This is a genomic window from Mycobacterium sp. BMJ-28 (genome assembly GCF_054404835.1).
Map to the genome: position 1 here is coordinate 673,076 of NZ_CM136783.1, position 24,248 is coordinate 697,323.

Consider the following 24,248-nt stretch of genomic DNA (forward strand, 5'->3'; position numbering starts at 1 on the left):
TCGAGCGCGAGAGCGAAGAGAACGGCCACCCCGGAAACTAGCCGCTGTCAAGATAGGATGCGCGGGTGGGAAAGCAGACCTATCACCACGGCGACCTGCGCGCGGCGATCCTCGCCGAGGCAGCGACGCTGGTCGCCGCACGCGGCGCGGACGGCGTCTCGCTGCGCGAACTCGCCAGGGCGGCCGGGGTTTCGCATGCGGCACCGGCGCACCACTTCACCGATCGGCGCGGGCTGTTCACCGCCCTGGCCGCGGAGGGATTCCGGCTGCTGACCGCTGCGCTGACCGAAGCCCGCCCGCAGTTCATCGACGCGGCCAAGGCCTACGTCCGATTCGCGCTGGACCATCCCGGGCATTTCGAGGTGATGTTCGACAAGTCGCTCTACGACGACGCCGATCCCGACCTGCTGGCGGCCTCGGCCGCCGCGGGGGCCGAACTCAACCGGGGCGTCGGCACCTTGGCCGACCCGCACGCCAAAGCCGATCCCGACGGTGCCGCCCTGGCCGCGTGGTCGATGGTGCACGGCTTCGCTCAGCTGTGGCTCAACGATGCCTTCGACAAGACACGCACCGACGGTGATCCGATCGCCACGGTGCAGAGGCTGGCGGCGATCCTGTTCGACGGCTAGCGTCGGATGTCGTGAGCCCCCGACACCTCAAAGACCTGCCGCTGACCACGCTGTCCGGCACCCCCACCACCCTGGCCCAATTATCCAGTGGCCCAACGTTGGTCGTGAATGTCGCATCCCAGTGCGGCCTCACTCCGCAGTACGGTGCGCTGGAGAAGCTGGCGCAGACCTACGCCGGGCGCCTCACCGTCGTCGGCGTGCCGTGCAATCAGTTCATGGGCCAGGAGCCCGGCACCGCCGAGGAGATCGAGGAGTTCTGCTCGACCACCTACGGGGTGACCTTCCCGCTGCTGTCCAAAACCGATGTCAACGGTGACGACCGGCATCCGCTGTACGCCGAACTGACCCAGAGCGCCGACGCCGACGGTCAGGCCGGCGACATCCAGTGGAATTTCGAGAAGTTCCTGCTGGCGCCGGACGGCACGGTGGTCAACCGGTTCCGGCCGCGCACCGAGCCCGACGCCCCCGAGGTGATCGAGGCGATAGAAGCGGTCCTGGCGGGATAACTGTCCTAAAAGTCAACCGCTGTCCGGGTGTCCGCAACCGTTGCGACACCTGACGTTGCCACACTGTGAACGTGGCAGGAGAACTGATCGTCTCCATCTCCGGAATCAGGGACCGCACCCTGGCCGAGGTCGACGCGTTCCGTGACGAACTCGACGCTCGTGGTGTCCCGGTGTCGCTGATGGTGGCGCCCCGGCTCAAGGGTGATTACCGCCTGGAGCGGGACCGGGCCAGCGTGGATTGGCTCACCGACCGGCGCGGCCGCGGTGACGCGCTGGTCCTGCACGGTTTCGACGAGGCGGCGACCAAGACCCGCCGGGGCGAGTTCGCGGTGCTGCCCGCGCACGAGGCGAACCTGCGCTTGATGGGCGCCGACCGCGTACTGGAGCAACTCGGGCTGCGCACCCGGCTGTTCGCGGCGCCCGGCTGGACGGTGTCCCAGGGCACGGTGACCGCGCTGCCGCGCAATGGATTCCGACTGCTGATCGGGGTCGCGGGCATCACCGATCTGGTCCGCGAGCACACCGTTCGGGGCAGGGTGCTCGGCATCGGCGAGGGCTTTCTGACCGAACCGTGGTGGTGCCGGACGCTGGTGCTGTCGGCCGACCGCAGCGCCCGCCGCGGTGGCATCGTGCGCCTGGCCGTGTCGGCCCGCCAACTGCGCCGCACCGGTACCCGGCAGGCCATCCTGGACGCCGTCGACCTGGCCTTGATGCACCAGTGCGTACCCGGGGTGTACCGCTGGGCCGCCCCGGCCGCCGCGGGAATGACGAAGCCGGACGCTGCCTGACGTTCGGATCAGGTTGCCGGGCTAGCCTTGGCCTCATGGACGCCGACGTCATCGTGGTGGGTGCGGGACTGGCCGGGCTGGTCGCCGCATGCGAACTGATCGAACGCGGCCGCCGCGTGCTGATCGTCGACCAGGAGAACGCCGCCAATATCGGCGGCCAGGCCTACTGGTCCTTCGGCGGGCTGTTCTTCGTCGACAGCCCCGAGCAGCGCCGCCTGGGCATCCGCGACAGCCACGAACTGGCGTTGCAGGACTGGTTGGGCGCAGCGGGATTCGACCGCGCCGAAGATCACTGGCCGCGGCAGTGGGCGCACGCCTATGTCGACTTCGCCGCAGGCGAGAAGCGCAGCTGGCTTCGCGAGCGTGGGCTGCAGACCTTCGCCATGGTCGGGTGGGCCGAACGCGGTGGTTATGGCGCTCTGGGACATGGGAATTCGGTCCCCCGTTTCCACATCACCTGGGGCACCGGCCCGGCGCTGGTGGACATCTTCGCCCGGCGGCTGCTCGGGCACTCGAAGGTGACCTTCGCGCACCGGCGCCGCGTCGACGAGCTCATCGTCGAAGGCGGCGCGGTGGTGGGCGTTCGCGGCGCGGTACTGGAACCCTCGGACGCCGACCGCGGTGTGGCGTCCTCGCGGAACACCTTGGGCGACTTCGAATTCCGGGCCCAGTCGGTGATCGTGGCCAGCGGCGGTATCGGCGGAAACCATGATCTGGTGCGCAAGAACTGGCCGGCCCGGATGGGTACGCCACCGCGACAGATGCTCTCCGGCGTACCCGAGCACGTCGACGGCCGGATGATCGGCATCGCCGAATCGGCCGGCGGCCGGGTGATCAACGCCGACCGGATGTGGCACTACACCGAGGGCATCACCAACTACGACCCGGTGTGGCCCAATCACGGCATCCGGATCCTGCCCGGTCCGTCGTCACTGTGGTTGGACGCCAGCGGGAAACGGCTACCCGTGCCGCTGTACCCGGGTTTCGACACCCTGGGCACCCTGGAGTACATCGCGGCCACCGGTCAGGACTACACCTGGTTCGTGCTCAACGCCCGCATCATCGCCAAGGAATTCGGGCTGTCCGGACAGGAACAGAATCCGGACCTGACCGGGCGCAGTGTGCGCGAAGTGCTGGCCCGGGGCCGCGACGGTGGCCCGGCGCCGGTACGGGCCTTCGTCGACCGCGGCGTGGACTTCGTGACCGCCAACTCGCTGCGTGAGTTGGTCACGGCGATGAACGCGGTAGCCGATGTGCTGCCGCTGGACTACGCCACGGTGGAAGCCGAGGTGACGGCTCGCGACCGCGAAGTGCTCAACCGGTTCACCAAGGACGGACAGATCACCGCGATTCGCGGGGCCCGCGGATACCTGCCGGACCGGCTGGCCCGGGTCGTCGCCCCGCACCGGCTGACCGATCCGAAGGCGGGCCCGCTGATCGCGGTCAAACTGCACGTCCTGACCAGGAAGTCGTTGGGCGGGCTGGAAACCGACCTGGAGTCGCGGGTGCTCACCGCCGACGGCAGCGCGTTCGGTGGCCTGTACGCCGCGGGCGAGGCCGCCGGGTTCGGCGGCGGCGGCGTACACGGCTACCGATCGTTGGAGGGCACCTTCCTGGGTGGATGTGTGTTCTCCGGCAGGGCAGCCGGCAGGGCCGCCGCCCGGGACACCGCCTGAGGTCCGGCCGCCAGCACGGCCAGGCACACCATCGACGTGGCGAAGAGCCAACCGCCGAAGATGTCGGTCAGGTAGTGCAGATCGGTCGCGGCCATACCGAGTCCGCCGATCACGCTGACCACGGCGGCCAGCGCCACCCGCCACGCGGCGTAGCCGGAGGCCAGCACGACCATCGCCGTGACGGTGGTGACCACCGTGGTGTGCCCGCTGGGGTAGGCGTAGGCCCAGCCCGCACCCTCGCCCTTGGACCGACCGAACGCCTTCTTCAGCACGCGAGATCCGATCAGCGAGACGATGGGACACAGCGCCACCACCACCGCCAGGCGCCAGCGTCGCCGCCACAGCGCCACCACCACCGCGCAGAACAGCAGCGCCACCATCGCCACACCCCAGGTGAAGTACAGCATCCAGATCGGCTCGGGGCCGAACACCCGGTTCATGGCGCGCAGCGCAAAAGCGTCGAAGGCGGTGTTCCGGCCGCCCACCAGCAGGCCGAGCACCACCATGGCCGTCAACCCGACCGGCGGCCACCAGCGCAGCAGGGCCCGCCGGTTCAGAACTCCGTTCCGTTCTCCGGTTCGAGCACCTGGAAGTCGGTGTCGGTCATCTCCGACAGCCTGCCGTAGTAGATGCCGCGCGCCGCCGGCTCGATGATGGCCTGATGGATCGGTACCGCGCGGGCCGGGGCCACCGCCCGCAGATAATCGACGGCCTCGGAGATCTTCATCCACGGGGCCGCCGCCGGGGTGGCCAGCACGTCGACCGGCTCACCGGGGACGAACAGCGCATCGCCGGGGTGCATCAGCCGGGCCGGGTGCTCCCCGTCGCCGATCAGGTAGGACGTGTTGTCGATCACCGGGATGTCGGGGTGGATGGTGGCGTGCGTGCCGCCCACACCGCGCACCGCCAGATGCCCGACGGTGAACGCGTCCCCGGCGTGCACCGCCGTCCAAGGTCCTCCCAGCTGCGCTGCGGTCTGCGGGTCGGCATACAGCTTGGCCTGCGGGTTCGCCTCCAGCAGGGCGGGCAGCCGGGCGGTGTCGGCGTGGTCGGGATGCTGATGGGTGATCAGGATCGCGTCCAGGCCGGTGACGCCCTCGAACCCGTGCGAGAAGTTGCCGGGATCGAACAGCACCGTGGTCGCCGCGCCGGTGCCGTCGGGAAAGCTGGCCAGCAGGCAGGAGTGGCCGAAGTGCACGAGTTGCATGGCTCCATTGTGGCTTGTATTCACGTCGGTAGAGTTACAGCCGATCAGGACCGTCACGGCAGGCTGCCGGATTGGACCCGCCGACTCATGAAGGAGTACCCGTGGCCCGCGTCGTAGTGCACGTGATGCCCAAGGCCGAGATCCTCGACCCGCAGGGGCAGGCGATCGTCGGCGCGCTGGGGCGTCTAGGCCATGGCGGTATCTCGGATGTCCGCCAGGGCAAGCGTTTCGAGCTCGAGGTGGACGACTCGGTGTCCGACGAGGCGCTGGCCGAGGTCGCCGAATCGTTGCTGGCCAACACCGTCATCGAGGATTTCGTGGTGAGCCGGGACCCGTCGTGACCGCGAAAATTGGTGTGATCACGTTCCCCGGAACGCTCGATGACGTCGACGCCGCGCGCGCGGTCGGGCTGGCCGGTGGCCAGGCCGTCGCCCTGTGGCACGCCGACGCCGACCTCAAGGGCGTCGACGCCGTCGTGGTTCCCGGCGGGTTCTCCTACGGGGATTACCTGCGGGCCGGCGCCATCGCCAGTTTCGCGCCGGTGATGCGTTCGGTGGTCGACGCCGCCCGCGGCGGGCTGCCGGTGCTGGGCATCTGCAACGGTTTCCAGGTGCTGTGCGAATCCGGCTTGTTGCCGGGCGCGCTCACCCGCAACGCCGGGCTGCATTTCATCTGCCGGGACGTCTGGCTGCAGGTGGCGTCCAACGCCACGGCCTGGACCACCCGCTACGAACAGGACGCCGACCTGCTGGTGCCGCTGAAGTCGGGCGAGGGCCGGTACGTGGCCTCGGAGACCGTGCTCGACGAGCTCGAGGGGGACGGCCGCGTGGTGTTCCGCTATCGCGACAACCTCAACGGGTCGATGCGCGGTATCGCCGGGGTCAGTTCCGCCGACGGCCGGGTGGTCGGGCTGATGCCCCATCCCGAGCACGCCACCGAACCGCTGACGGGGCCGTCCGATGACGGGCTCGGACTGTTCTACTCGGCCCTGGATGCGGTGCTGACGGCCTGAACCCGCCGGAGGCGAGTCAGGCGGACAACGCCACCGAGGCTTCGGCGGTGTAGACCAGGAACGTGAACGTCTCCTGCAGGTACAGCTGCACGGAGTCGGCATCGTGGCTGAGGTAGCCGATCGACACGTCGGTGCCCAGCTGGAGATCGAAATCGCCTCCGCGGGTGGACAATACGAATGCGCCATCGATGGCCGGCGCCCAGATGATGTCGCCGTCGACCACCCGGTTGAGGTGCTCGCGCAGCGGATACCCGTGCTCGGTGGTCTCGCTGACCTTGGTGTAGGCGTCGGCCGACAGCAGAACCGAGTACGGGCCGTCGACACCGGCCAGCCGCAGTTCCGAGAGCGCCTGGGCGAAGACATCGGGATAGTCGCGGGGATCCTCGGGCAGCGCCAGTCCCGGGTTGGAGCCGGCCGCCCGGATGCCCTGGATGTCGGCCGCCGCATAACCCTCGAAGATCGCCCGGTCCTCGGCGAACGCCAGCTTCTTGGCGGCGTCCTTCACCGGGTCCCAGTCGGAGTCCTGAGACCCGCGCTCCACATCGTCGATCGCCTCGCGGCTGATCGTGAACGGCACCCGCAACCGCACCAACGGGCGGCTGTCGCGCAGGTGGGCCAGCACACCGTCACCGGGTGAGGCCACGTCGAGCAGGTGCCCGGTGGAGACCGCGGCGGTGGTGGCCCCGCTCGGCCCCGCGCAGTCGACGACGCGGCGCCCGGCGATATGGCGTTTGAAGGTCCGCGTGGCCTCCTGCTCGATCTCGGCCCAGGCGGCTTCGGTGACCGGCGCCAGTTCGCGATACAGGTTGTTCATTGCGGTGTTCCTTTCAGGCTGCCGATCGACAGCGAACCGGGATGAGTGGGCAGTGCTACCGGAACTCCGGGGACGGCTGCGTCGTCGCCGGGCAGGGGTGGGGGATCGTCGAGGAAGTCCGCGGTCGGGGTGAAGAACAGGCATCCGGTGACCGCGGTGGAGAAGTCCAGGATGCGGTCGGTGTTGCCGGCCGGATCGCCGATGAACATGTTGCGCAGCATGCGCTCGGTGACCGACGCGGCGCGCGAGTACCCGATGTAATACGTGCCGTACTCGCCTTTGCCGATCTCACCGAACGGCATGTTGTGCCGCAGGATCTTCAGCTCGTTGCCGTCCTCGTCCTCGATGACGTTGAGCGCGACGTGCGAGTTGGCCGGCTTCACGTCGTCGCCGAGCTCGATGTCGTCGAGCTTCGTGCGCCCGATGACGCGTTCCTGCTCCTCCACCGACAGCGAATTCCAGCCCGACATGTCGTGCAGGTAGCGCTGGACGTGCACGTAACAACCGCCCGCGAAATCGGGGTCCTCGTCCCCGATCTGGCTGGCGCGCACCGCGAGCCCGCCGTCCGGATTCTCGGTACCGTCCACGAAGCCGAGCAGGTCGCGGTTGTCGAAGAACTTGAACCCGTGCACCTCGTCGACGATGGTGATGGCGCCGTCCATCGCGGCGACGATCTTGCCGGCCAGCTCGAAACAGACGTCCAAGGACTCCGCGCGGATGTGGAACAACAGATCGCCGGGCGTCGAGGGGGCGTGGTGACGCGGGCCGTCCAAGGCGATGAACGGATGCAGCTCGGCCGGTCGTGGCCCGGCGAACAGCCGGTCCCAGGCGTCCGAGCCGATCGAGGTGATCGCGGACAGCCGCTTGGTGGGATCGCGAAAACCTATGGCGCGGACCAGTCCCGAGATGTCCGCCAGCGCGTCGTGCACCGACTGCTCGCCGCCGGCGTCGATGGTGGCGACCATGAAGATGGCGGCCGGCGTCAGCGGTGCCAGCACCGCCTGAGGAACAAGATCGGACACATCGCAGACCCTAGCGCGGCCGCGGCGGTCCACACCGGTCAAGATGAAAAGATGCCAGCTAGCCCCCAGAGCCTGTGTGAGTTCATCGACGCGTCGCCGTCCCCGTTCCACGTCTGCGTCACCGCCGCGCGCCGGCTGGAGGCCGCCGGGTTCACCGAGCTGTCCGAGGCCGACGCCTGGCCTGCCTCGGGACGCTTCTTCACGGTGCGGGCCGGGTCGCTGGTGGCTTGGGATTCGACGCCCGGCCAGGTGCCGTTCCGGATCGTCGGTGGGCACACCGACAGTCCGAACCTGCGCGTCAAGCAGCATCCGGACCGGGTGGTCGCGGGCTGGCAGGTGGTGGCGCTGGCGCCGTACGGGGGTGCGTGGCTGAACTCCTGGCTGGACCGCGATCTGGGGATCAGTGGCCGGTTGTCGGTGCTGGACGGCTCGGGGGTGTCGGATCGGCTGGTGCGGATCGACGATCCGATCCTGCGGGTGCCGCAGTTGGCCATCCACCTGTCCGAGGATCGCAAGGGCGTCAGCCCGGACCCGCAGCGCCATGTCAACGCCATCTGGGGGCTGGGGGAGCAGCGGTCCTTCGTCGGGTTCGTTGCCGAACGTGCCGGGGTGCGCGCGGCCGACGTGCTCGGCTTCGACCTGATGACCCATGACCTGACGGCATCGGCAATCACCGGCGCGGGCGGCGATTTCGTCAGCGCGCCGCGGCTGGACAATCAGGCCACCTGCTACGCCGGGTTGGAGGCGCTGCTCGACGCCGCACCCACCGGCCACATCCCGGTGCTGGCGCTGTTCGACCACGAGGAGGTCGGCTCGCAATCCGATCACGGCGCCCAGTCCGACCTGCTGCCGACGGTGCTTGAGCGCATCGTGCTCGCCGCCGGGGGCAGCCGGGAGGACTTCCTGCGCCGGTGCAGCGAGTCGATGGTGGCCTCCGGCGACATGGCGCACGCCACCCACCCGAACTATCCGGACCGCCACGAACCCGGACACCTCATCGCGGTGAACGCCGGACCGGTGCTCAAGGTGCAGCCGAATCTGCGCTACGCCACCGACGGGCGCACCGCGGCAGCCTTCGCGCTGGCGTGCAGGCAGGCCGGGGTGCCGTTGCAGCGCTACGAACACCGGGCCGACCTGCCGTGTGGGTCGACCATCGGCCCGATGACATCGGCGCGCACCGGCATCCCGACGGTCGACGTGGGTGCCGCGCAGCTGGCCATGCATTCGGCCCGCGAGGTGATGGGCGCGCGCGATGTCGCTGCCTACGCGGCCGCACTCCAGGCGTTTCTGGCGCCGGCAGGTTCGTCTGCGCCGTAGCCGTCGGGGATGGTCGCTAGGCTCCCGGTATGGCTCTTGGTGTGGAGATGATCACGTTCGATTCAGTCGATCCCGACCGCCTCGCGACCTGGTGGGCCACGGCCACCGGCGGTGCGCTGAATCCTTTGCTGCCAGGGGAGTTCGTGTTCGTGACGTTGTCGAGCGGGTTGCGGCTGGGCTTCCAGCGGGTCGAGGATCCGACGCCGGGTAAAAACCGGGTGCACGTCGACTTCGCCGCCGCCGATCCGGAGGCGGAGGTGGCCCGCCTGGTCTCCCTGGGTGCCACCGAGACGGGCCGGCACGACTTCGGCGCGGAATTCCGCTGGGTGGTGCTCGCGGACCCGGACGGAAACGCCTTCTGCGTGGCCGCGGCGTCCTGACGGGTGTCCGCCGGCATGGCGTGGTCGGTCGTCGGCATCAGTGTGGCGCTGGCGGTGTGGGCGTTGTTCGCGCGACAGCTGGACCGCCGGCGCATCACGCCGGCCATGGTCCTGGTCGTCACCGGCGCGGCGGTGGGTGTCGGTACCCATCACGCGCTCGCGGCGAGCCTGGACACCGATGTGATCCTGCCGATCATCGAGCTGATCCTGGCCATCCTGCTGTTCGGTCACGCCACGCATGTGCGCGGCGGCTTCTTCGGCGGCATGTTCGGGCCCGCGGTCCGGCTCATCGTGATTGCGCTGCCCCTGAGCCTGGCCGTGTCGGTGCTGCTGGGCAGCTGGTTGCTGCCCGGCCTGTCCTGGGCCGCGCTGCTGGCGGTCGCGTGTGTGGTGGTGCCCATCGATTTCGCGCCGGTGGCGTCCTTCCTGCACGACGACCGCATCCCGGCGCGGGTCCGCAACCTGCTCAACGTCGAGGAGGGCTACAGCGACGGCGTGGTGGCGCCGATCCTGGTCTTCGCGCTGGCCATCGCCGGTGGCGAGCACGCGGGCGCGCAGAGCCTGATGCACGCCGTGCGCGACGCCGTCCCGCACCTGCTGAGCGCCGTCGTGCTGGGCCTGACCATCGGCGCGGTCACCGCCATCGCCTCGAACGCGGCGGACCGCCGGGGCCAACATGTCCGACCGGTCCCGGCGGCTGATCCTGGTGTGCACGCCCGTGCTGGCGTACACGGTGAACGTGGCGTCGCACGGCAACGGGTTCGTCGCGGCCTTCGTGTGCGGTATCGCCTTCAACGGGTTGCGGCGGTACTCCGACGAGCGGCGGGAACTGGAGTTGCTCGACGACGTCGCGTTCCTGTTGTCGGCGGTGCTCTGGTTCGTCTTCGGTGCCGTGGCCTGGTACGTCCTGGAAGAAGGTGTCTCGGTCGGCCTGGTGGTGTTCTGTGTGCTGGTGGTCACCGTGGTCCGGTTCGTCCCGGTGGTGTTGGCGTTGGTCAGGTCGGGCCTGAGCCAGCCGGAACGGCACCTGGTGGCCGTACTCGCCCCGCGCGGCGCGGCGACCATCGTGCTGGGACTGCTGGCGTTCAACGTGCTCGACGACGCCGCAGAACGCGCCGTACTGCTGTCCACCATCCTGGTGGTGCTGGGCAGCGTGCTGCTCTGGGGCGTGCTCGGGCCGGTGCTGGTCGGCCGCCACGCCAAGAACGAATAAACTATGCCGGTGACGTCTGGTAACAGCCCCGAAGTAGACACCGTCCAGCGGGCAGCCACCACCCCCGAACATCCGCAGCCCTACCGTGAGCTCGGCCTCAAGGATGACGAGTACCAGCGCATCCGCGAGATCCTGGGCCGCCGCCCCACCGACGCCGAACTGGCGATGTACTCGGTGATGTGGAGCGAGCACTGCTCCTACAAGTCCTCCAAGGTGCATCTGCGCTACTTCGGCGAGACCACCACCGACCAGATGCGCGCCGGGATGCTGGCCGGAATCGGCGAGAACGCCGGCGTCGTCGACATCGGCGACGGGTGGGCCGTCACCTTCAAGGTCGAGTCACACAACCACCCCTCCTACGTGGAGCCCTACCAGGGCGCGGCCACCGGCGTCGGCGGCATCGTGCGCGACATCATGGCGATGGGCGCCCGCCCGATCGCGGTGATGGACCAGCTGCGGTTCGGGGCGGCCGACGCCCCCGACACCCGGCGCGTGCTCGACGGCGTGGTGCGCGGCATCGGCGGCTACGGAAACTCCCTGGGCCTGCCCAATATCGGCGGCGAGACCGTCTTCGATCCGTCCTATGCGGGCAACCCGCTGGTGAATGCGCTGTGCGTGGGCGTGCTCCGCAAGGAGGATCTGCACCTGGCCTTCGCCTCCGGCACCGGCAACAAGATCATCCTGTTCGGCGCCCGCACCGGTCTGGACGGTATCGGCGGGGTGTCGGTGCTGGCGAGCGAGACCTTCGGCGGTGACGAGGGATCCGGGCCGGGCCGCAAGAAGCTGCCCGCGGTGCAGGTCGGTGATCCGTTCATGGAGAAGGTGCTCATCGAGTGCTGCCTCGAGCTCTACGCGGCCGACCTGGTGGTCGGCATCCAGGACCTCGGTGGTGCCGGATTATCCTGTGCCACATCCGAACTCGCGTCGGCCGGCGATGGCGGCATGCGGGTCGAGCTGGAGACGGTGCCCCAGCGCGCCGCGAACATGACGCCGGCGGAGATCCTGTCCAGCGAGTCACAGGAACGCATGTGCGCCGTCGTCACGCCGGAGAACGTCGAGGCGTTCCTGGCCGTGTGCCGCAAGTGGGACGTGCTGGCGTCGGTGATCGGTGAGGTCACCGACGGCGACCGGCTCGAGATCACCTGGCACGGCGAGACCGTCGTGGACGTGCCGCCGCGCACCGTCGCTCACGAGGGCCCGGTGTACCAGCGGCCGGTGGCGCGCCCGGACACCCAGGACGCGCTGATTGCCGACACCACGGCGGGGTTGCCCCGCCCCGGCACCGGCGATGAACTGCGTGCCACCCTGCTTAGGCTGCTGGGCAGCCCGCACCTGTGCAGCCGGTCGTTCATCACCGAGCAGTACGACCGCTACGTGCGCGGCAACACCGTGCTGGCCGAGCATGCCGACGGCGGCGTGCTGCGTATCGACGAGGCCACCGGCCGCGGTGTCGCGGTGTCGACCGACGCCTCCGGGCGCTACACCCAGCTGGACCCGTACACCGGCGCGCAGCTGGCACTGGCCGAGGCCTACCGTAACGTCGCCGTCACCGGCGCCACCCCGGTCGCCGTCACCAACTGCCTGAACTTCGGTTCCCCGGAAGACCCCGGTGTGATGTGGCAGTTCTCCCAGGCGGTGCGTGGCCTGGCCGACGGCTGTGCGGCCCTTGGTATTCCGGTCACCGGCGGCAACGTCAGCTTCTACAACCAGACCGGCAGCACCCCCATCCTGCCGACCCCGGTGGTCGGGGTGCTCGGCGTCATCGACGATGTGGCGCGCCGCATCCCGACCGGCCTGGGCAACGAACCCGGTGAAACCCTGCTGCTGCTCGGCGACACCTACGACGAGTTCGACGGGTCCATCTGGGCTCAGGTCACCGCCGACCATCTGGGCGGGGTGCCACCGAAGGTCGATCTGGGCCGCGAGAAGCTGCTGTCGGAGGTGCTGACCTCGGCTTCGCGCGACGGCTTGATCTCGGCGGCGCACGATCTGAGCGAGGGCGGGCTCATCCAGGCCGTCATCGAGGCATCGCTGGCAGGCGAGACCGGTAGCCGTATCGTGCTGCCCGAAGGCGTGGACCCCTTCGTCTACCTGTTCTCCGAATCGGCGAGCCGGGTGTTGGTCGCGGTGCCGCGCACCGAGGAGAGCCGGTTCCGGGCCATGTGCGAGGCCCGCGGCCTTCCGGTGACCCGAGTCGGTGTGGCCGACGAGGGCAGCGATTCGGTGGAAGTGCAGGGTCAGTTCACCGTCACGCTCGCCGAACTGCGATCGACGTCCGAGGGAGTGCTGCCCGGGTTGTTCGGGTGATCGAGCGGACCGGTAACCGGCACCCACTTCTGGAGTGGGGCTGGAGCCTGGTCCGCCTCGATTTCGTCGGCGTCGTGTTCGGCGCACTGTTCTTCTGCCTGTCGCTGACGCCGTCGCTGCTGCCGCGCGACTGGCTCTTCGCCGGACTGATCGGTGGCATCAACGCCTCGATCGGATACGGCATCGGCGTCGTGGTGGGAAAGGTGCTGCACCGCTTCGCCCTTGCGCACCGGACCTGGTGGCCGCCCCCTCCGCGGGTGACCAGGGTGCTCAAGGCCGTGACAGTGACCGCCTCGGTCGGGTCGGCGTTGCTGGTGCTCATCCCGGCCGCGGCGTGGCAGCGACAGGTGTCGGCGGCCATGGGTATGGCCGGCCCCGGCACCGCCGACTACCTGCGCACCCTGATCATCGCGCTGCTGGTCGGGGCGGCGTGTGTCGGCACCTGGCGGGTGCTCGTCGACGCGGTCAAACTACTTGCCCGCCAGTTGATCCGGCGCTGGCATCTGCACCACGAAGTGGCGTTCTTCATCGGCACCGCCATCGTCGTGGTGCTGATCATCACGCTCGTCAACGGGGTGCTCTACCGCGGCTTCCTGCTCGGTGCCAGCGGCGTCTTCCAGCCGCAGAACTCGACGACCCGGGCCGGAGTGAGTCAGCCGCTGCAGCCGGAGAGATCAGGCAGCCCCACCTCTTTCGCGTCCTGGGACGGCCTGGGCTACCAGGGCCGCAACTTCGTGGCCGGTGGCCCGGATGCCGCCGAGCTCACCCGGATCAACGGCACCCCGGCCCAGGAGCCCATCCGGGTCTATGCCGGGTTGGAGACCGCCGACACCGTCGAAAGCCGGTTGGCCGTGCTGCTCAGCGAGCTGGAGCGCACGGGTGCCTTCGACCGTAAGGTGCTCGTCATCGTCCCGACCACGGGCACCGGATGGATCAATCCGGTTGCGGCGCGGGCCATCGAGCTGATGTACAACGGGGACACCGCCCTGGTCGGCATGCAGTATTCCTATCTGCCGAGCTGGATCTCGTTCCTGGGGGACCGGCAGAAGTCCGTCGAGACCGGCCGGATGATGATCGACGCCATCCACGACCGCTGGTCGAAGCTACCGCCGGGGCACCGGCCGAAGCTGGCGCTGTACGGCGAGAGCTTGGGGTCACTCGCCGGGCAGGGCGCCTTCGGTTGGTTGCCCGATATCGCGGCGATGGACTTCTCCTCGGTGCTGTGGGTCGGGCCGCCGAACGAGAGCGCACTGTGGAGTGGCCTGGTGGATCGCCGGGACCCGGGCACCCGTGAGGTCGAACCACGCTATGACAACGGTCGCACGGTCCGGTTCTCCCAGGCGCAGAGTGCCGATGCCGTCGCCAAGATCGCCGCGGCACCGTGGGAGGGCGCCCGGGTGCTGTTCTTGCAGCACGCATCCGACCCGATCGTCTGGTGGTCGCCGAAACTGCTGTTCTCCCGGCCGGATTGGCTGACCGAACCGCCCGGTGCCGACCGCACCGCCTCCATGCGGTGGTATCCGATCGTGACGTTCTGGCAGGTGGGCGCCGATATGACCAACGCGGCCGGGGTGCCGGGCGGACACGGGCACAACTACGGTGACTCGGTGCTGGACGGCTGGGTGGCCGTCGCGCCGCCGCAAGGCTGGACGCCCGCGGATACCGAACGGGTGCGCACCGCGCTGCACCGGGACGCCGAAGCCGACCAATACTGATGTACCTCAACGTAATTCGCACCCTGGTACTGGCTGCCATGTTGGCGGCGGGCAAGTCCGTACTAGCCCGCACGCCGGTGCTCGCCATCGCGGGGACGGCACTGGTGGCCCTGCGTGGCGGCCGGATCGGCCTGGCGCGCACGGCGCTGCGCGCGGGTATCCGGCTGGGTCTGACGGTGGCGGCCCCCATCGCGGTGGGGGTGGCTGCGTCGTCGGTCCTGCCTGCGGTGCGCGCCGGCATGGCGGCCCGCCACCTGCCCGGCGATCCGGCCCGCTGGCTGCTGCTGCGCATCCCGGTGGGCACCGTCTGGGCCGAGGAGGTGGTTTTCCGGGGCGGCCTGGGTGCGCTGACCGCCGCCGCCTTCGGGCTCAGCCATATCGGCGACGCCCGGCGCACTGGCGAACCGGTGTGGGTCACCGTCGTGGTGACCGGTGCGGCCGGTTGGGGCTTCGACTGGCTGTACCACCGGTCGGGCAGCCTGGTGGCGCCGATGCTGGCGCACCTGGCGATCAACGAGGCGGGCGCGGTCGCCGCGTTGCTGGTGCAGCGGCGTTCCTAGGCGTCGCGGATATCGGGCACCAGATCGTGCGGGTCGGTGTTCTGGTCGTCGATGCCGAAGCTGATGATCCGGCGCGGCGTCACCCGGATGATCGCCGTGTCCAGCGGGTCGCCGGCCGCTCCGGTGCCGGCGGGCACGCTCGCCTGCTCGGCGGTGCCCCGGATCTCCAGGCAGCGGACCCGCCACGGGTTGCGGGAGGCGATATCGTCCACGACGAACGCCACCCTGTCGTGGTGGGCGAGGTTCTTGAATTTCTGGCTGGCCGACATCCGGTAGCCGGCGATGTCGATGGTGCCCAGTTCCTCGTTGTAGGTGAATCCCACCGGACTGTTCTGCGGTGTGCCGTCGCGCTGGACGGTGGCCAGCCGGCCCAGTTCCACACTGTTCAAGAAGGCGATCTCATACGGTTTGAACGTCATACGGTCACGCTAGGGCCTCAACGGAGGTTGAGGTCAACCGTCAGGGATTGATGGTCGGCTCGCCGACCTGACGGCCCCACACGTACTCACTGAAAATCGGTGAGCCCCATTCGAAATGGTTGTACGGCGCGATGGACAACCCGGTGTCCATCACCAGATACGGTGCGGGCCAGAGGTCCTTGGTGATTTTCTGCCAGCAGCCGGGCTTGCCTTCGGGGCCGCCGTGCGCGTTCACCCGCGGCAGGTTGTCCGGGTACACGTAAGCGTTGGGCAGTCCGAAGCCGAACACGGTGCCCGCCGAGTCCAGGGAGAAGCCGTTGTCGCCGCCGAACGTCGTCGCCATCAGCGGTGCGACGTCGTAATAGTTGCGGATGGTGCACAACAGCTGGGGGCTGTAGTAGTCGAACAGCGTCGCGGTCGGGATCAGGTCCGCAGCGCCGCGGGCCAGGTACGGTCCACCGCGCTCCAGGATGTCGCCGGCGTTGTCGCCGAAGCCGACCGCGGCCAGCAAGGCCGCATCGACGGCACTGCGCTCATCGTTGAGTGTCGCGGCGGTGTGCACCGCGTTGGCCAGCCCGTCGAACAGGTCGGGCGCGGCGTCGGCATATCGATCGGCCAGCGCGGCCACCGACCGGGTGTCCTGCCGGAACTGGCCGGTGCGCGCGTTGACGTCGTCGAGGATGGCGTTGCCGTCCTGCAGCGATTGGCCGAACTTCGCGCCCATCCCGTCCAGTGCGTCAGCCGCGGCGGTCAGCGTCAGATTCAGCTTCACCGGATCGACCTGTTCGGCGATGGCCATCACCGTCTCGAACAAGGTGTTGAACTCGGTGCTCACCCACGTTGCCTTGATCTCACTTTGCGGCGAAAGATGTTGTAGTGATGGCATTTCCGGCGATCGCAGGGCGATGTACTTGTTGCCGAAGACGGTGGTGGCGTTGATATCGGCGGTGACGTTGGCCGGTATCAGGGACAGGTAGCGAGGTTCGATCTGCACCGACAGCCGGGCGTGTGGTGTCCCGTCCGCCTCGGCGGGAGCGACGGTGTGCACCCGGCCGATCTCCACGCCGTTGAAGGTGACTTTCGAGCCCGGGTCGACACCGAGCCCGGCCCGCGGGGACAGCACGGTCAGTTCCACCCGGTAGCGGAAGTCACCCCGGAACTGCAGATAGATGAGCACCGCCAGGCCGGTCAACAGCGCCAGTGCGATCGCTCCGGCCGTCCGGTAAGGCGCTGCCATGCGGTCGACGGCCACATTGCGACACTAGTGGCATGGCGGCGCGCGGTACGGCAGATCCGGAACAGACACGGGCCGCGGTGCTCGCGGTCGCCGACTGGCTGCGCGACGACACCGTCGGCGCCCCCGATCGGTCCGCGATTGCCGCCGCGGTGCGGCTCACCGCCCGCACCCTGGCCACGCTGGCCCCCGGTGCCAGCGTCGAAGTGCGAATCCCGCCGTTCGTCGCCGTGCAGTGCATCGCCGGTCCGCGGCACACCCGCGGAAACCCGCCCAATGTCGTCGAGACCGATGCCCGGACGTGGCTGCTGCTGGCCACCGGCCTGCTGGATATCGACGCGGCGTCCGGGGTGTCGATGTCGGGTTCGCGGGCCGGCGAGATCGCGGACTGGCTGCCGCTGGTACCGCTGCCGGACTGACGGGTCAACGGAAGTACGGGTACTCCTGGACCCAGTGAAATCCGCGGTTGCGCAGCGGAAAACCGTTCGGGTCCAACCGGTCGAGCTCGATGGTCACGGGTGCACCCTGCAACGTGCCGGTCAGGGTCAGCCGGTCCGGGCCGGGCTGGGTGTACGTGAACCTCGCGAACGGCGTCGGGTCCGGCTTCGGGGCGGACGCGCCGTCGGGTTCGGGCAGCGGTGTCGTGAGTGCCAGGGTGTGGGCGCGGGCGTCGACTTCGGCGGGAGCGGTGTGCAGCGTGCCGTCCATCGCCTGGAAGGTCGCGGCGCCGATCTGGTCGAAAACAAGTTTCTGCCAACGCTTCTCGTCGGTGGTCAGGGGCGGCAGCGGCCGGCCGTCCACACTGAACGAGCTGACCGACCAGATACCGTGCAGTTCGGGCTTCGGCCGCCCGCCGCCGTAGCTGCTCCAGGCCTGCCAGTTCTGCAACAGCAATCCGGCCAGCACCCAAACCCCCAGGGCCAGTTGCGCTCCGGTGGTCCATCGATTGGCCCGGGCGCTGCCGAACAACGGTGTCGCGGTCACCGGGCCGCAGGCCCGTTCCCGCACGACGGCATCGAACAACCGCCGGGCCCGGGGCGCGAGCAGCACCAGACTGATCAGCAGCAGATGGCTGGACAAGATCTTGACCGGCACGTCGAAGGTCATGTTCAGGATGAACACCTGCGCCATGCTGAGCGCGGCGACCAGCGCACCCAGGGTGGCGGTGCGCGGGATGAACAGCAGCAGGCCCGCGAGCACCTCGACGGTGCCGAGCAGCGCCTCGTACGCCGGCGAGCTGCCGACCTGCAGCCACAGCACCGAGGTGGGGCTGAACTCGCCAAAAGGTTGCAGCAAGGCGACCAGCGGTGGTTCCGGCATCTGGGTCGGGATGACCTTGGCGACACCGTAGAACAACATCTGACCGGCCAGGCACAGCCGCAGGAAGACGGCGAACCAGGCGGCCAGTCGCGGATAGCCGGTGGCGCGGCGGTCTAGGGCGGACCACCCGGCGGTGCCCACCACGGCCACGGCGAGCAGACAGAACATCGCGATCCAGATGGCCGCCTGATCGCCGCTGCCGGAGTCCGGTCGAAGGTGCGCGTCGACCCCGAAGACCTGCCGGCCCACCCAGCTGGTGACCGGATCGGTGAGCAGCATCTGCCATTGCACCGAACCCTCCGGCAGCAGCACCGCCACCGGCCCGGTGAAGGCGAAGGTGATCTGAGCGAACCACAGGCAGAACAGCCCGAAGTACAGGAAGCAGAACCGGAACGCGACCCGGGTCAGCGGCCGCCAGCGGGCCGGTTCCTCGATGCTCGTGTCGGTCGTGACGGTGTCTTGGCTCACGTCCGCCCACCGTAATGGCGCGCGGCGTCGGCACCGGAATGTCTTCACCCGCCAGGGGTGTTGCAGTTCATGCGCAGGCAATCCGCCGTTCGATTCCGCCAATGGCGGTGGTTGCCCGTAAACTCAGTTACGTCACCCACAGCCCCCAGGGAGCAGACTGATCGTGGCCACCGAGCAGATCGACCAGCCGGAGAACGAACCCAGAGAAGAATGTGGCGTCTTCGGCGTCTGGGCGCCAGGCGACGACGTGGCCAAGCTCACCTACTACGGGCTTTATGCGCTGCAGCACCGCGGCCAGGAGGCGGCCGGTATCGCCGTCGCCGACGGCTCGCAGGTGCTGGTGTTCAAGGATCTCGGCCTGGTCAGCCAGGTGTTCGACGAGCAGACCCTGGCCGCCATGCCGGGCCACGTCGCCGTCGGGCACTGCCGCTACTCCACCACCGGCTCCACCACCTGGGAGAACGCCCAGCCGGTGTTCCGCAACACCGCCGCCGGTACCGGTGTCGCGTTGGGCCACAACGGCAACCTGGTCAACACCGCAGAACTGGCCCGCCGGGCCAGGGAGGCCGGCCTGATCGAGACCCGCGGCGCCCCGGCCGCCACCACCGATTCGGACATCCTGGGCGCCCTGCTGGCCCACGGCGCGGCGGACGCCACGCTGGAACAGGCCGCGCTGGAGCTGCTGCCCACCGTCCGCGGTGCGTTCTGTCTGACCTTCATGGACGAGAACACGCTGTACGCCGCGCGCGACCCGCACGGGGTGCGCCCGCTGTCGCTGGGGCGGTTGGACCGCGGCTGGGTGGTGGCCTCGGAGACCGCGGCGCTGGACATCGTGGGTGCGTCCTTCGTGCGCGATATCGAGCCCGGTGAACTGCTGGCCATCGACGCCGACGGGGTGCGCTCCACCCGGTTCGCCAACCCGACGCCCAAGGGCTGCGTCTTCGAGTACGTCTACCTGGCCCGGCCGGACAGCGTCATCGGCGGGCGGTCCGTACATGCCACCCGCGTCGAGATCGGCCGCAGGCTGGCCGCCGAGAACCCCGTCGAGGGTGATCTGGTGATCGGCGTCCCCGAGTCGGGCATCCCGGCCGCGGTCGGTTATGCGCAGGGTTCGGGTATCCCCTACGGCCAGGGCCTGATGAAGAACGCCTACGTCGGGCGGACGTTCATCCAGCCGTCGCAGACCATCCGCCAGCTCGGTATCCGGCTCAAGCTGAACCCGCTCAAGGAGGTCATCCGCGGCAAGCGGCTGATCGTCGTCGACGACTCGATCGTGCGCGGCAACACCCAGCGCGCGCTGATCCGGATGCTCCGGGAGGCCGGTGCGCTGGAGGTGCACGTCCGGATCGCCTCGCCCCCGGTGAAGTGGCCGTGCTTCTACGGCATCGACTTCGCCACGCCCGCCGAGCTGATCGCCAACGGCTCCAGCGGTGACGAAGACGAGATGCTCGAAGACGTGCGCCGGGCGATCGGCGCCGACACCCTTGGCTATATCAGTCAGCAGGGCATGGTCGCGGCGACCGAGCAACCGTCGTCGCGGTTGTGCTCGGCCTGTTTCGACGGGAACTATCCGATCGAGCTTCCCGGCGAGAGTGCGCTGGGCAAGAACGTCATCGAGCACATGCTGGCCAATGCGGCGCGCAGCGGGATTCCGCTGCAGAACGCGAACGACAACGACAACGCGTCAGCGCTCAGACGTCCATGACGGCTCCGCCGTCGGGCAGGCCCTAGAAGCCGCACCCGGGATCCGGCGCGTCGGTGGCCGGCGCGGCACCGGCCGGGTCGATATAGACCACCCACATAACCAGGGGGTCCGGACCGAGGTTGCGGCCGTCGTGCACGGGGCCGCTGGCCTCGGTGATCGGCGCGCCGGCCGGATACACCCCGTCCACCGAGCAGTCCGCCCGGAAATGGGTGAGCGTGCCGGCCCTGATCACCCCGTAGACCCGGCCCCGGTGCCAGTGCCAGCCGGTGCTGCCGCCCGGGGCGATGGTGATCTCCTTGGTGATGTAGTCATGACCGTCGCGGGTGGCCTGCGACAGGATCTCGGCCTGCACGCCCACCCCGGCGGTGCCGGATGCCGTTGCGGGCAGTGCCAGCGCACAGGGCAGCAGGGTCCCGACGGCCAGCACCGACCAGCGCAATCGCTTCATGACGGCTCACGGTGTCACACGCCACGCCCTCGCGTGCGGGGACCGCAGAACACCCGGCCCTTACCAGCGGTGTCGGGGCGGGACCCCGACCGGTAGCCTTTAGCCTGATGAGTCAGGGTCGCGCCGAACAACACGGCATCTCTTATGCAACGGCCGGAGTGGACATCGAGGCGGGTGACCGTGCCGTCGAGTTGTTCAAGCCGCTGGCCAAGAAAGCTACCCGCCCGGAGGTCCGCGGCGGGCTGGGCGGGTTCGCCGGGCTGTTCGCGCTGCGCAGCGGATACCGGGAACCGCTACTGGCCTCGTCCACCGACGGTGTCGGCACCAAGCTGGCCATCGCGCAGGCGATGGACAAGCACGACACGGTCGGCCTGGACCTGGTGGCGATGGTCGTCGACGACCTCGTCGTCTGCGGAGCCGAGCCACTGTTCCTGCAGGACTACATCGCCGTGGGGCGGACCGTGCCCGAGCGGGTCAGCGCCATCGTGTCGGGTATCGCCGACGGATGTGTGCTGGCCGGTTGCGCACTGCTGGGCGGGGAGACCGCCGAACACCCCGGCTTGATGGAGCCGGACCACTACGACATCTCCGCGACCGGGGTCGGCGTCGTCGAGGCCGACGACGTGCTGGGACCCGAACGCGTGAAACCCGGCGACGTGATCATCGCCATGGCGTCCACCGGCCTGCACTCCAATGGCTACTCGTTGGCCCGCAAGGTGCTGCTGGAGATCGACCGGATGGATCTGGCCGGCCACGTCGAGGAATTCGGTCGCACCCTGGGCGAGGAACTGCTCGAACCGACCTACATCTACGCCAAGGACTGCCTGGCGCTGGCGTCGGAAACCCAGGTGCGGACCTTCTGTCACGTCACCGGCGGCGGACTGGCGGCCAACCTGGAACGGGTCATCCCCAACGGGCTGGTCGCCGAACTCGACCGCGGCACGTGGACGCCCGCGCCCGTCTTCGGCATGATCGCCCAGCGCGGCCGCGTCGAGCGTGCCGAAATGGAGAAGACGTTCAATATGGGTGTCGGCATGGTCGCCATCGTCGCGCCGGAGGACACCGACCGCGCGCTGGCGATTCTGACTGCACGTCACCTGAAGTGCTGGACGCTGGGCACCGTCGCCAAGGGCGGAAAAGGTGAGGCCCGCGCGAACCTGGTGGGGCAGCATCCGCGGTTCTGACCAAGTCAGAACCGCGGGGCTACACCGGTGCGTGAGTCAGCGACGCCAGTCGTCTTCGTCGGCATGTTGATCGGCAAAGCCGTCACTGCCCCCGAAGTCATTTTCAGACTCGGCATGTGACAGCTCACGCTGCAACCTGTCGAAGTCGGTTTGTGGCGAGCTGTACTTAAGGTCTCGTGCAACCTTTGTCTGCTTCGCCTTCGCCCGGCCGCGGCCCATGGGGGACCCCCTCGCGCAATAACGGAGCGGCCCAACGTGCAGGCGGCTCCGATCTGTGTGTCTTTATTGTCCTGCGGCCACTTTACCGTGCCGGGCGGCGCCGCGCTGGTAGGCCCTGCCAGTGCGCGGCCTGCGCCCGTCATCGGTCGCCGCTGCGCAGCCTTTCCACCGCGATCCGGCCTGCTCCGACGTGGTCGCCGGCCGGCACCGAGTCCGGATCGATCACCGCTGCCGTCGTCACCTCACCGCCGGTGCTCAGCGCGGTGTCCACCGGGATACCCCGCTTCACCAGTGCCAACCCGATCGGGCCGTCGTCGACATGGTCGACGACGGTGCCCAGCCGGCCGACCGGGCGGCCACCCGCGGTGAGCGGATCCCCGGTCGCCGGCCGGTCACCGGACCCGTCCAGCTGCACCAGCACCAGCATCCGGGGGGGTTTACCCAGGTTGTGCACGCGTGCGACGGTTTCCTGCCCGCGGTAGCAGCCCTTGTCCAGATGCACCGCGCCGTCGCCGGGCCCGCCGATCCAGCCGACCTCGTGTGGGATCGTGCGCTCATCGGTGTCCACGCCCAGCCGGGCCCGTACCGCGGCGACGCGGTGCGCCTCGTAGGCCCAGACGCCGGCCGCGCGGACACCGGCCGAGGTCAGCCGCGACTGCCGCGCGCTGCGCTCGTCCCGCGGAACCACCAGGTCGTATTCACCGGGATACACGCCGCGCAGGAAACCGCCACCGGGCAGCGCGACGGCGGTCCAGGGGGCCGGCAGCGCGTCGACACCGAGCGCGTCGAGCACCGCGGGCGCCGACAGCGCCGGCCCGAGCAGCGAGAGCACGGCCGACTCGGCCGGCTCGACGGCCACGTCGGCCCAGAACACCATCTTGCGCAGATAGGCCAGCAGCGGATCGCCGCGCCACGACTCGGTGTCCAAAACGGTGACCCCGTCGAGCTGGGTCTGCAGCCAGTGATCTTCGACACGGCCCTGCCCGTCGAGGCTCAGATTCTGCACGACGGTGCCGTCGGTCAGATCGCTGACGTGCTGGCTGGAGATGGTGTGCAGCCAGGATCGCCGCTCGGCGCCGGTGAGGGTGATGACGGCGCGGTGCGACCGGTCGACCAGCACGGCGGCATCGGCGGCGGCACGCTGTTCGCCGAAGGGATCGCCGTGGTGCCACACGGCACCGGCGTCGGGACCGCCGTCAGGGACGGGAACTGCAGACATGTCCCAAGACTACGGCGCGCAGGTCGTTAGGCTCGGGCGTCATGCCCGCCGGCTTCATCGTGACCCTCGACGGCGCCGTGCACGACGCCGGCGAGCCGCTGGTGCGGGCGACCGACCCGGTGTTGTCCCACGGCGACGGGGTCTTCGAGACGACGCTGGTGCGTGGTGGACGGCCCTGCCTGTTGCCGGCCCATCTGGCCAGGCTGGCCGCGTCCGCGCGGATTGCGGGATTGCCCGGTGTGGATACCGGGCTGTTCCGTGCGGCCGCCCTCACCGCGGCCGCCCGGTGGCCGGAAGGCGAAGCGGTGCTGCGGTTGGTGCACGGCCGGGGTGCGGGCTTCGCCGCCGTCTCCGCGGTGCCGGACCGGGTGGCCGTAGCCCGCCGGGACGGGCTGGCGGCGGTGACGCTGGACGGTGCACCGGCTGACGCATTGGCCGGCGCGAAATCGCTGTCCTACGCCCGTCACACCGCGGCGTTGCGGGAGGCCGCCCGCCGCGGCGCCGGCGACGCGATCTACGTCGGCGCCGACGGGCTGGTGCTCGAAGGCCCGCGGTCATCGGTGGTGATCGCCCAGGGCGAAACTCTGGTCAGTCCGCCGCCGACCCTCCCGATCTTGGCGGGCACCACGGTGCAGGCGTTGTTCGGCACCGCGCCGCGGACCGCCTACCGTCCGCTCACTGTTTCTGAACTTCTTGCTGCACAAGGTATTTGGCTGCTGTCGGCGGTGACGTTGACTGCCCGGGTGCACACCCTGGACGGTGTGGTGCTGCCCCCGGCGCCACTGGCGGGGCAGCTGGCCGCGTGGGTGGACACCGCCGTGGGCCGCGGTGCGTGACGAAAATCGGTTGTCGGGTCCGCGCGCCGCGAGTACCTTCGTCGGTACAC

General features: G+C 69.3%; 26 protein-coding genes. 16 read left to right on the forward strand and 10 right to left on the reverse strand.

Annotated features, from left to right (window positions below; all coding sequences use genetic code 11):
* Positions 1-65: 65 nt before the first annotated feature.
* The 4 genes from ACXPWS_RS03350 to ACXPWS_RS03365 all read left to right on the forward strand — a co-directional run bounded on the left by ACXPWS_RS03350 (position 66) and on the right by ACXPWS_RS03365 (position 3,599).
* Positions 66-629 carry a TetR/AcrR family transcriptional regulator gene (locus ACXPWS_RS03350; RefSeq protein ID WP_458711079.1) on the forward strand — a complete coding sequence of 188 codons (564 nt, stop codon included), beginning with the start codon at positions 66-68 and terminating at the stop codon, positions 627-629.
* Positions 630-640: 11 nt separating this feature from the next.
* Complete coding sequence (locus tag ACXPWS_RS03355; RefSeq protein WP_458711080.1) at positions 641-1,135, forward strand: glutathione peroxidase; 495 nt, start codon at positions 641-643, stop codon at positions 1,133-1,135.
* Positions 1,136-1,206: 71 nt separating this feature from the next.
* Complete coding sequence (locus ACXPWS_RS03360; protein WP_458711081.1) at positions 1,207-1,923, forward strand: DUF2334 domain-containing protein; 717 nt, start codon at positions 1,207-1,209, stop codon at positions 1,921-1,923.
* A 35-nt stretch (positions 1,924-1,958) separates the two neighbouring features.
* Positions 1,959-3,599, forward strand: coding sequence for an FAD-binding dehydrogenase (locus ACXPWS_RS03365; protein ID WP_458711082.1), 1,641 nt, complete (start codon positions 1,959-1,961; stop codon positions 3,597-3,599).
* Here ACXPWS_RS03365 and ACXPWS_RS03370 read toward each other — a convergent pair.
* Both ACXPWS_RS03370 and ACXPWS_RS03375 read right to left on the reverse strand, forming a co-directional pair.
* Complete coding sequence (locus tag ACXPWS_RS03370) at positions 3,512-4,105, reverse strand: phosphatase PAP2 family protein (RefSeq protein WP_458711083.1); 594 nt, start codon at positions 4,103-4,105, stop codon at positions 3,512-3,514. The genes ACXPWS_RS03365 and ACXPWS_RS03370 overlap by 88 nt on opposite strands.
* Before the next feature lie 47 nt (positions 4,106-4,152).
* Positions 4,153-4,806, reverse strand: a complete 654-nt coding sequence (locus ACXPWS_RS03375) for an MBL fold metallo-hydrolase (protein ID WP_458711084.1) — start codon at positions 4,804-4,806, stop codon at positions 4,153-4,155.
* A gap of 101 nt (positions 4,807-4,907) precedes the next feature.
* On the opposite strand from ACXPWS_RS03375, the gene purS reads away from it, so the two are divergent.
* Both purS and purQ read left to right on the forward strand, forming a co-directional pair.
* Positions 4,908-5,147 (forward strand): phosphoribosylformylglycinamidine synthase subunit PurS, encoded by a 240-nt coding sequence (gene purS / locus ACXPWS_RS03380; RefSeq protein WP_458711085.1) that lies wholly within the window; start codon positions 4,908-4,910, stop codon positions 5,145-5,147.
* Complete coding sequence (gene purQ, locus ACXPWS_RS03385) at positions 5,144-5,818, forward strand: phosphoribosylformylglycinamidine synthase subunit PurQ (RefSeq protein ID WP_458711086.1); 675 nt, start codon at positions 5,144-5,146, stop codon at positions 5,816-5,818. The genes purS and purQ overlap by 4 nt, the downstream gene beginning before the upstream one ends.
* Positions 5,819-5,834: 16 nt before the next feature.
* Here purQ and ACXPWS_RS03390 read toward each other — a convergent pair whose 3' ends face one another.
* A complete protein-coding gene (locus tag ACXPWS_RS03390; RefSeq protein ID WP_458711087.1) occupies positions 5,835-6,632 on the reverse strand; it encodes a family 1 encapsulin nanocompartment shell protein in 798 nt (265 codons plus the stop codon).
* Positions 6,629-7,597 (reverse strand): Dyp-type peroxidase, encoded by a 969-nt coding sequence (locus tag ACXPWS_RS03395; protein ID WP_458713397.1) that lies wholly within the window; start codon positions 7,595-7,597, stop codon positions 6,629-6,631. The genes ACXPWS_RS03390 and ACXPWS_RS03395 overlap by 4 nt, the downstream gene beginning before the upstream one ends.
* A gap of 108 nt (positions 7,598-7,705) precedes the next feature.
* Between ACXPWS_RS03395 and ACXPWS_RS03400 the strand changes: the two genes are divergently transcribed.
* The 6 genes from ACXPWS_RS03400 to ACXPWS_RS03425 all read left to right on the forward strand — a co-directional run bounded on the left by ACXPWS_RS03400 (position 7,706) and on the right by ACXPWS_RS03425 (position 15,146).
* A complete protein-coding gene (locus ACXPWS_RS03400) occupies positions 7,706-8,971 on the forward strand; it encodes a M18 family aminopeptidase (protein WP_458711088.1) in 1,266 nt (421 codons plus the stop codon).
* A gap of 29 nt (positions 8,972-9,000) precedes the next feature.
* Positions 9,001-9,351, forward strand: a complete 351-nt coding sequence (locus ACXPWS_RS03405; RefSeq protein WP_458711089.1) for a VOC family protein — start codon at positions 9,001-9,003, stop codon at positions 9,349-9,351.
* Between the two features lie 676 nt (positions 9,352-10,027).
* A complete protein-coding gene (locus ACXPWS_RS03410) occupies positions 10,028-10,564 on the forward strand; it encodes a cation:proton antiporter domain-containing protein (RefSeq protein ID WP_458711090.1) in 537 nt (178 codons plus the stop codon).
* A gap of 3 nt (positions 10,565-10,567) precedes the next feature.
* Positions 10,568-12,871: a phosphoribosylformylglycinamidine synthase subunit PurL gene (purL, locus tag ACXPWS_RS03415; RefSeq protein WP_458711091.1), complete on the forward strand. Its 2,304-nt coding sequence runs from the start codon at positions 10,568-10,570 to the stop codon at positions 12,869-12,871.
* Complete coding sequence (locus ACXPWS_RS03420; RefSeq protein WP_458711092.1) at positions 12,868-14,586, forward strand: alpha/beta hydrolase; 1,719 nt, start codon at positions 12,868-12,870, stop codon at positions 14,584-14,586. The genes purL and ACXPWS_RS03420 overlap by 4 nt, the downstream gene beginning before the upstream one ends.
* Positions 14,586-15,146: an Rv0804 family intramembrane glutamic endopeptidase gene (locus ACXPWS_RS03425; RefSeq protein WP_458711093.1), complete on the forward strand. Its 561-nt coding sequence runs from the start codon at positions 14,586-14,588 to the stop codon at positions 15,144-15,146. The genes ACXPWS_RS03420 and ACXPWS_RS03425 overlap by 1 nt, the downstream gene beginning before the upstream one ends.
* Here the strand turns inward: ACXPWS_RS03425 and ACXPWS_RS03430 are convergent.
* Positions 15,143-15,565, reverse strand: coding sequence for a PPOX class F420-dependent oxidoreductase (locus tag ACXPWS_RS03430; RefSeq protein WP_458711094.1), 423 nt, complete (start codon positions 15,563-15,565; stop codon positions 15,143-15,145). The two genes, ACXPWS_RS03425 and ACXPWS_RS03430, sit on opposite strands and share 4 nt — an antisense overlap.
* A gap of 40 nt (positions 15,566-15,605) precedes the next feature.
* The gene (locus ACXPWS_RS03435; protein ID WP_458713398.1) at positions 15,606-16,802 is read right to left on the reverse strand and encodes an MCE family protein; all 1,197 of its coding nucleotides are present in this window, start codon (positions 16,800-16,802) and stop codon (positions 15,606-15,608) included.
* A 32-nt stretch (positions 16,803-16,834) separates the two neighbouring features.
* On the opposite strand from ACXPWS_RS03435, the gene ACXPWS_RS03440 reads away from it, so the two are divergent.
* Positions 16,835-17,218 (forward strand): sterol carrier family protein, encoded by a 384-nt coding sequence (locus ACXPWS_RS03440; RefSeq protein ID WP_458711095.1) that lies wholly within the window; start codon positions 16,835-16,837, stop codon positions 17,216-17,218.
* A gap of 4 nt (positions 17,219-17,222) precedes the next feature.
* Here the strand turns inward: ACXPWS_RS03440 and ACXPWS_RS03445 are convergent, their stop codons facing one another.
* Complete coding sequence (locus ACXPWS_RS03445) at positions 17,223-18,587, reverse strand: DoxX family protein (protein ID WP_458711096.1); 1,365 nt, start codon at positions 18,585-18,587, stop codon at positions 17,223-17,225.
* Between the two features lie 163 nt (positions 18,588-18,750).
* On the opposite strand from ACXPWS_RS03445, the gene purF reads away from it, so the two are divergent.
* Positions 18,751-20,292 (forward strand): amidophosphoribosyltransferase, encoded by a 1,542-nt coding sequence (gene purF / locus ACXPWS_RS03450; RefSeq protein ID WP_458711097.1) that lies wholly within the window; start codon positions 18,751-18,753, stop codon positions 20,290-20,292.
* A 22-nt stretch (positions 20,293-20,314) separates the two neighbouring features.
* On the opposite strand, the gene ACXPWS_RS03455 is transcribed toward purF, so the two are convergent.
* A complete protein-coding gene (locus ACXPWS_RS03455; RefSeq protein ID WP_458711098.1) occupies positions 20,315-20,740 on the reverse strand; it encodes a cupin domain-containing protein in 426 nt (141 codons plus the stop codon).
* Between the two features lie 107 nt (positions 20,741-20,847).
* Between ACXPWS_RS03455 and purM the strand changes: the two genes are divergently transcribed.
* Positions 20,848-21,924, forward strand: a complete 1,077-nt coding sequence (purM, locus tag ACXPWS_RS03460; protein ID WP_458711099.1) for a phosphoribosylformylglycinamidine cyclo-ligase — start codon at positions 20,848-20,850, stop codon at positions 21,922-21,924.
* A 36-nt stretch (positions 21,925-21,960) separates the two neighbouring features.
* On the opposite strand, the gene ACXPWS_RS03465 is transcribed toward purM, so the two are convergent.
* Together ACXPWS_RS03465 and ygfZ are read right to left on the reverse strand one after the other, a co-directional pair.
* On the reverse strand, positions 21,961-22,143 hold the full coding sequence (locus tag ACXPWS_RS03465) for a DUF3073 domain-containing protein (protein WP_090354456.1): 183 nt from the start codon (positions 22,141-22,143) through the stop codon (positions 21,961-21,963).
* Between the two features lie 139 nt (positions 22,144-22,282).
* Complete coding sequence (ygfZ, locus tag ACXPWS_RS03470) at positions 22,283-23,362, reverse strand: CAF17-like 4Fe-4S cluster assembly/insertion protein YgfZ (protein WP_458711100.1); 1,080 nt, start codon at positions 23,360-23,362, stop codon at positions 22,283-22,285.
* A 41-nt stretch (positions 23,363-23,403) separates the two neighbouring features.
* Here ygfZ and ACXPWS_RS03475 point away from each other — a divergent pair, with 41 nt between their 5' ends.
* Positions 23,404-24,198 carry an aminotransferase class IV gene (locus tag ACXPWS_RS03475; protein ID WP_458711101.1) on the forward strand — a complete coding sequence of 265 codons (795 nt, stop codon included), beginning with the start codon at positions 23,404-23,406 and terminating at the stop codon, positions 24,196-24,198.
* The last annotated feature ends 50 nt before the right edge of the window (positions 24,199-24,248 follow it).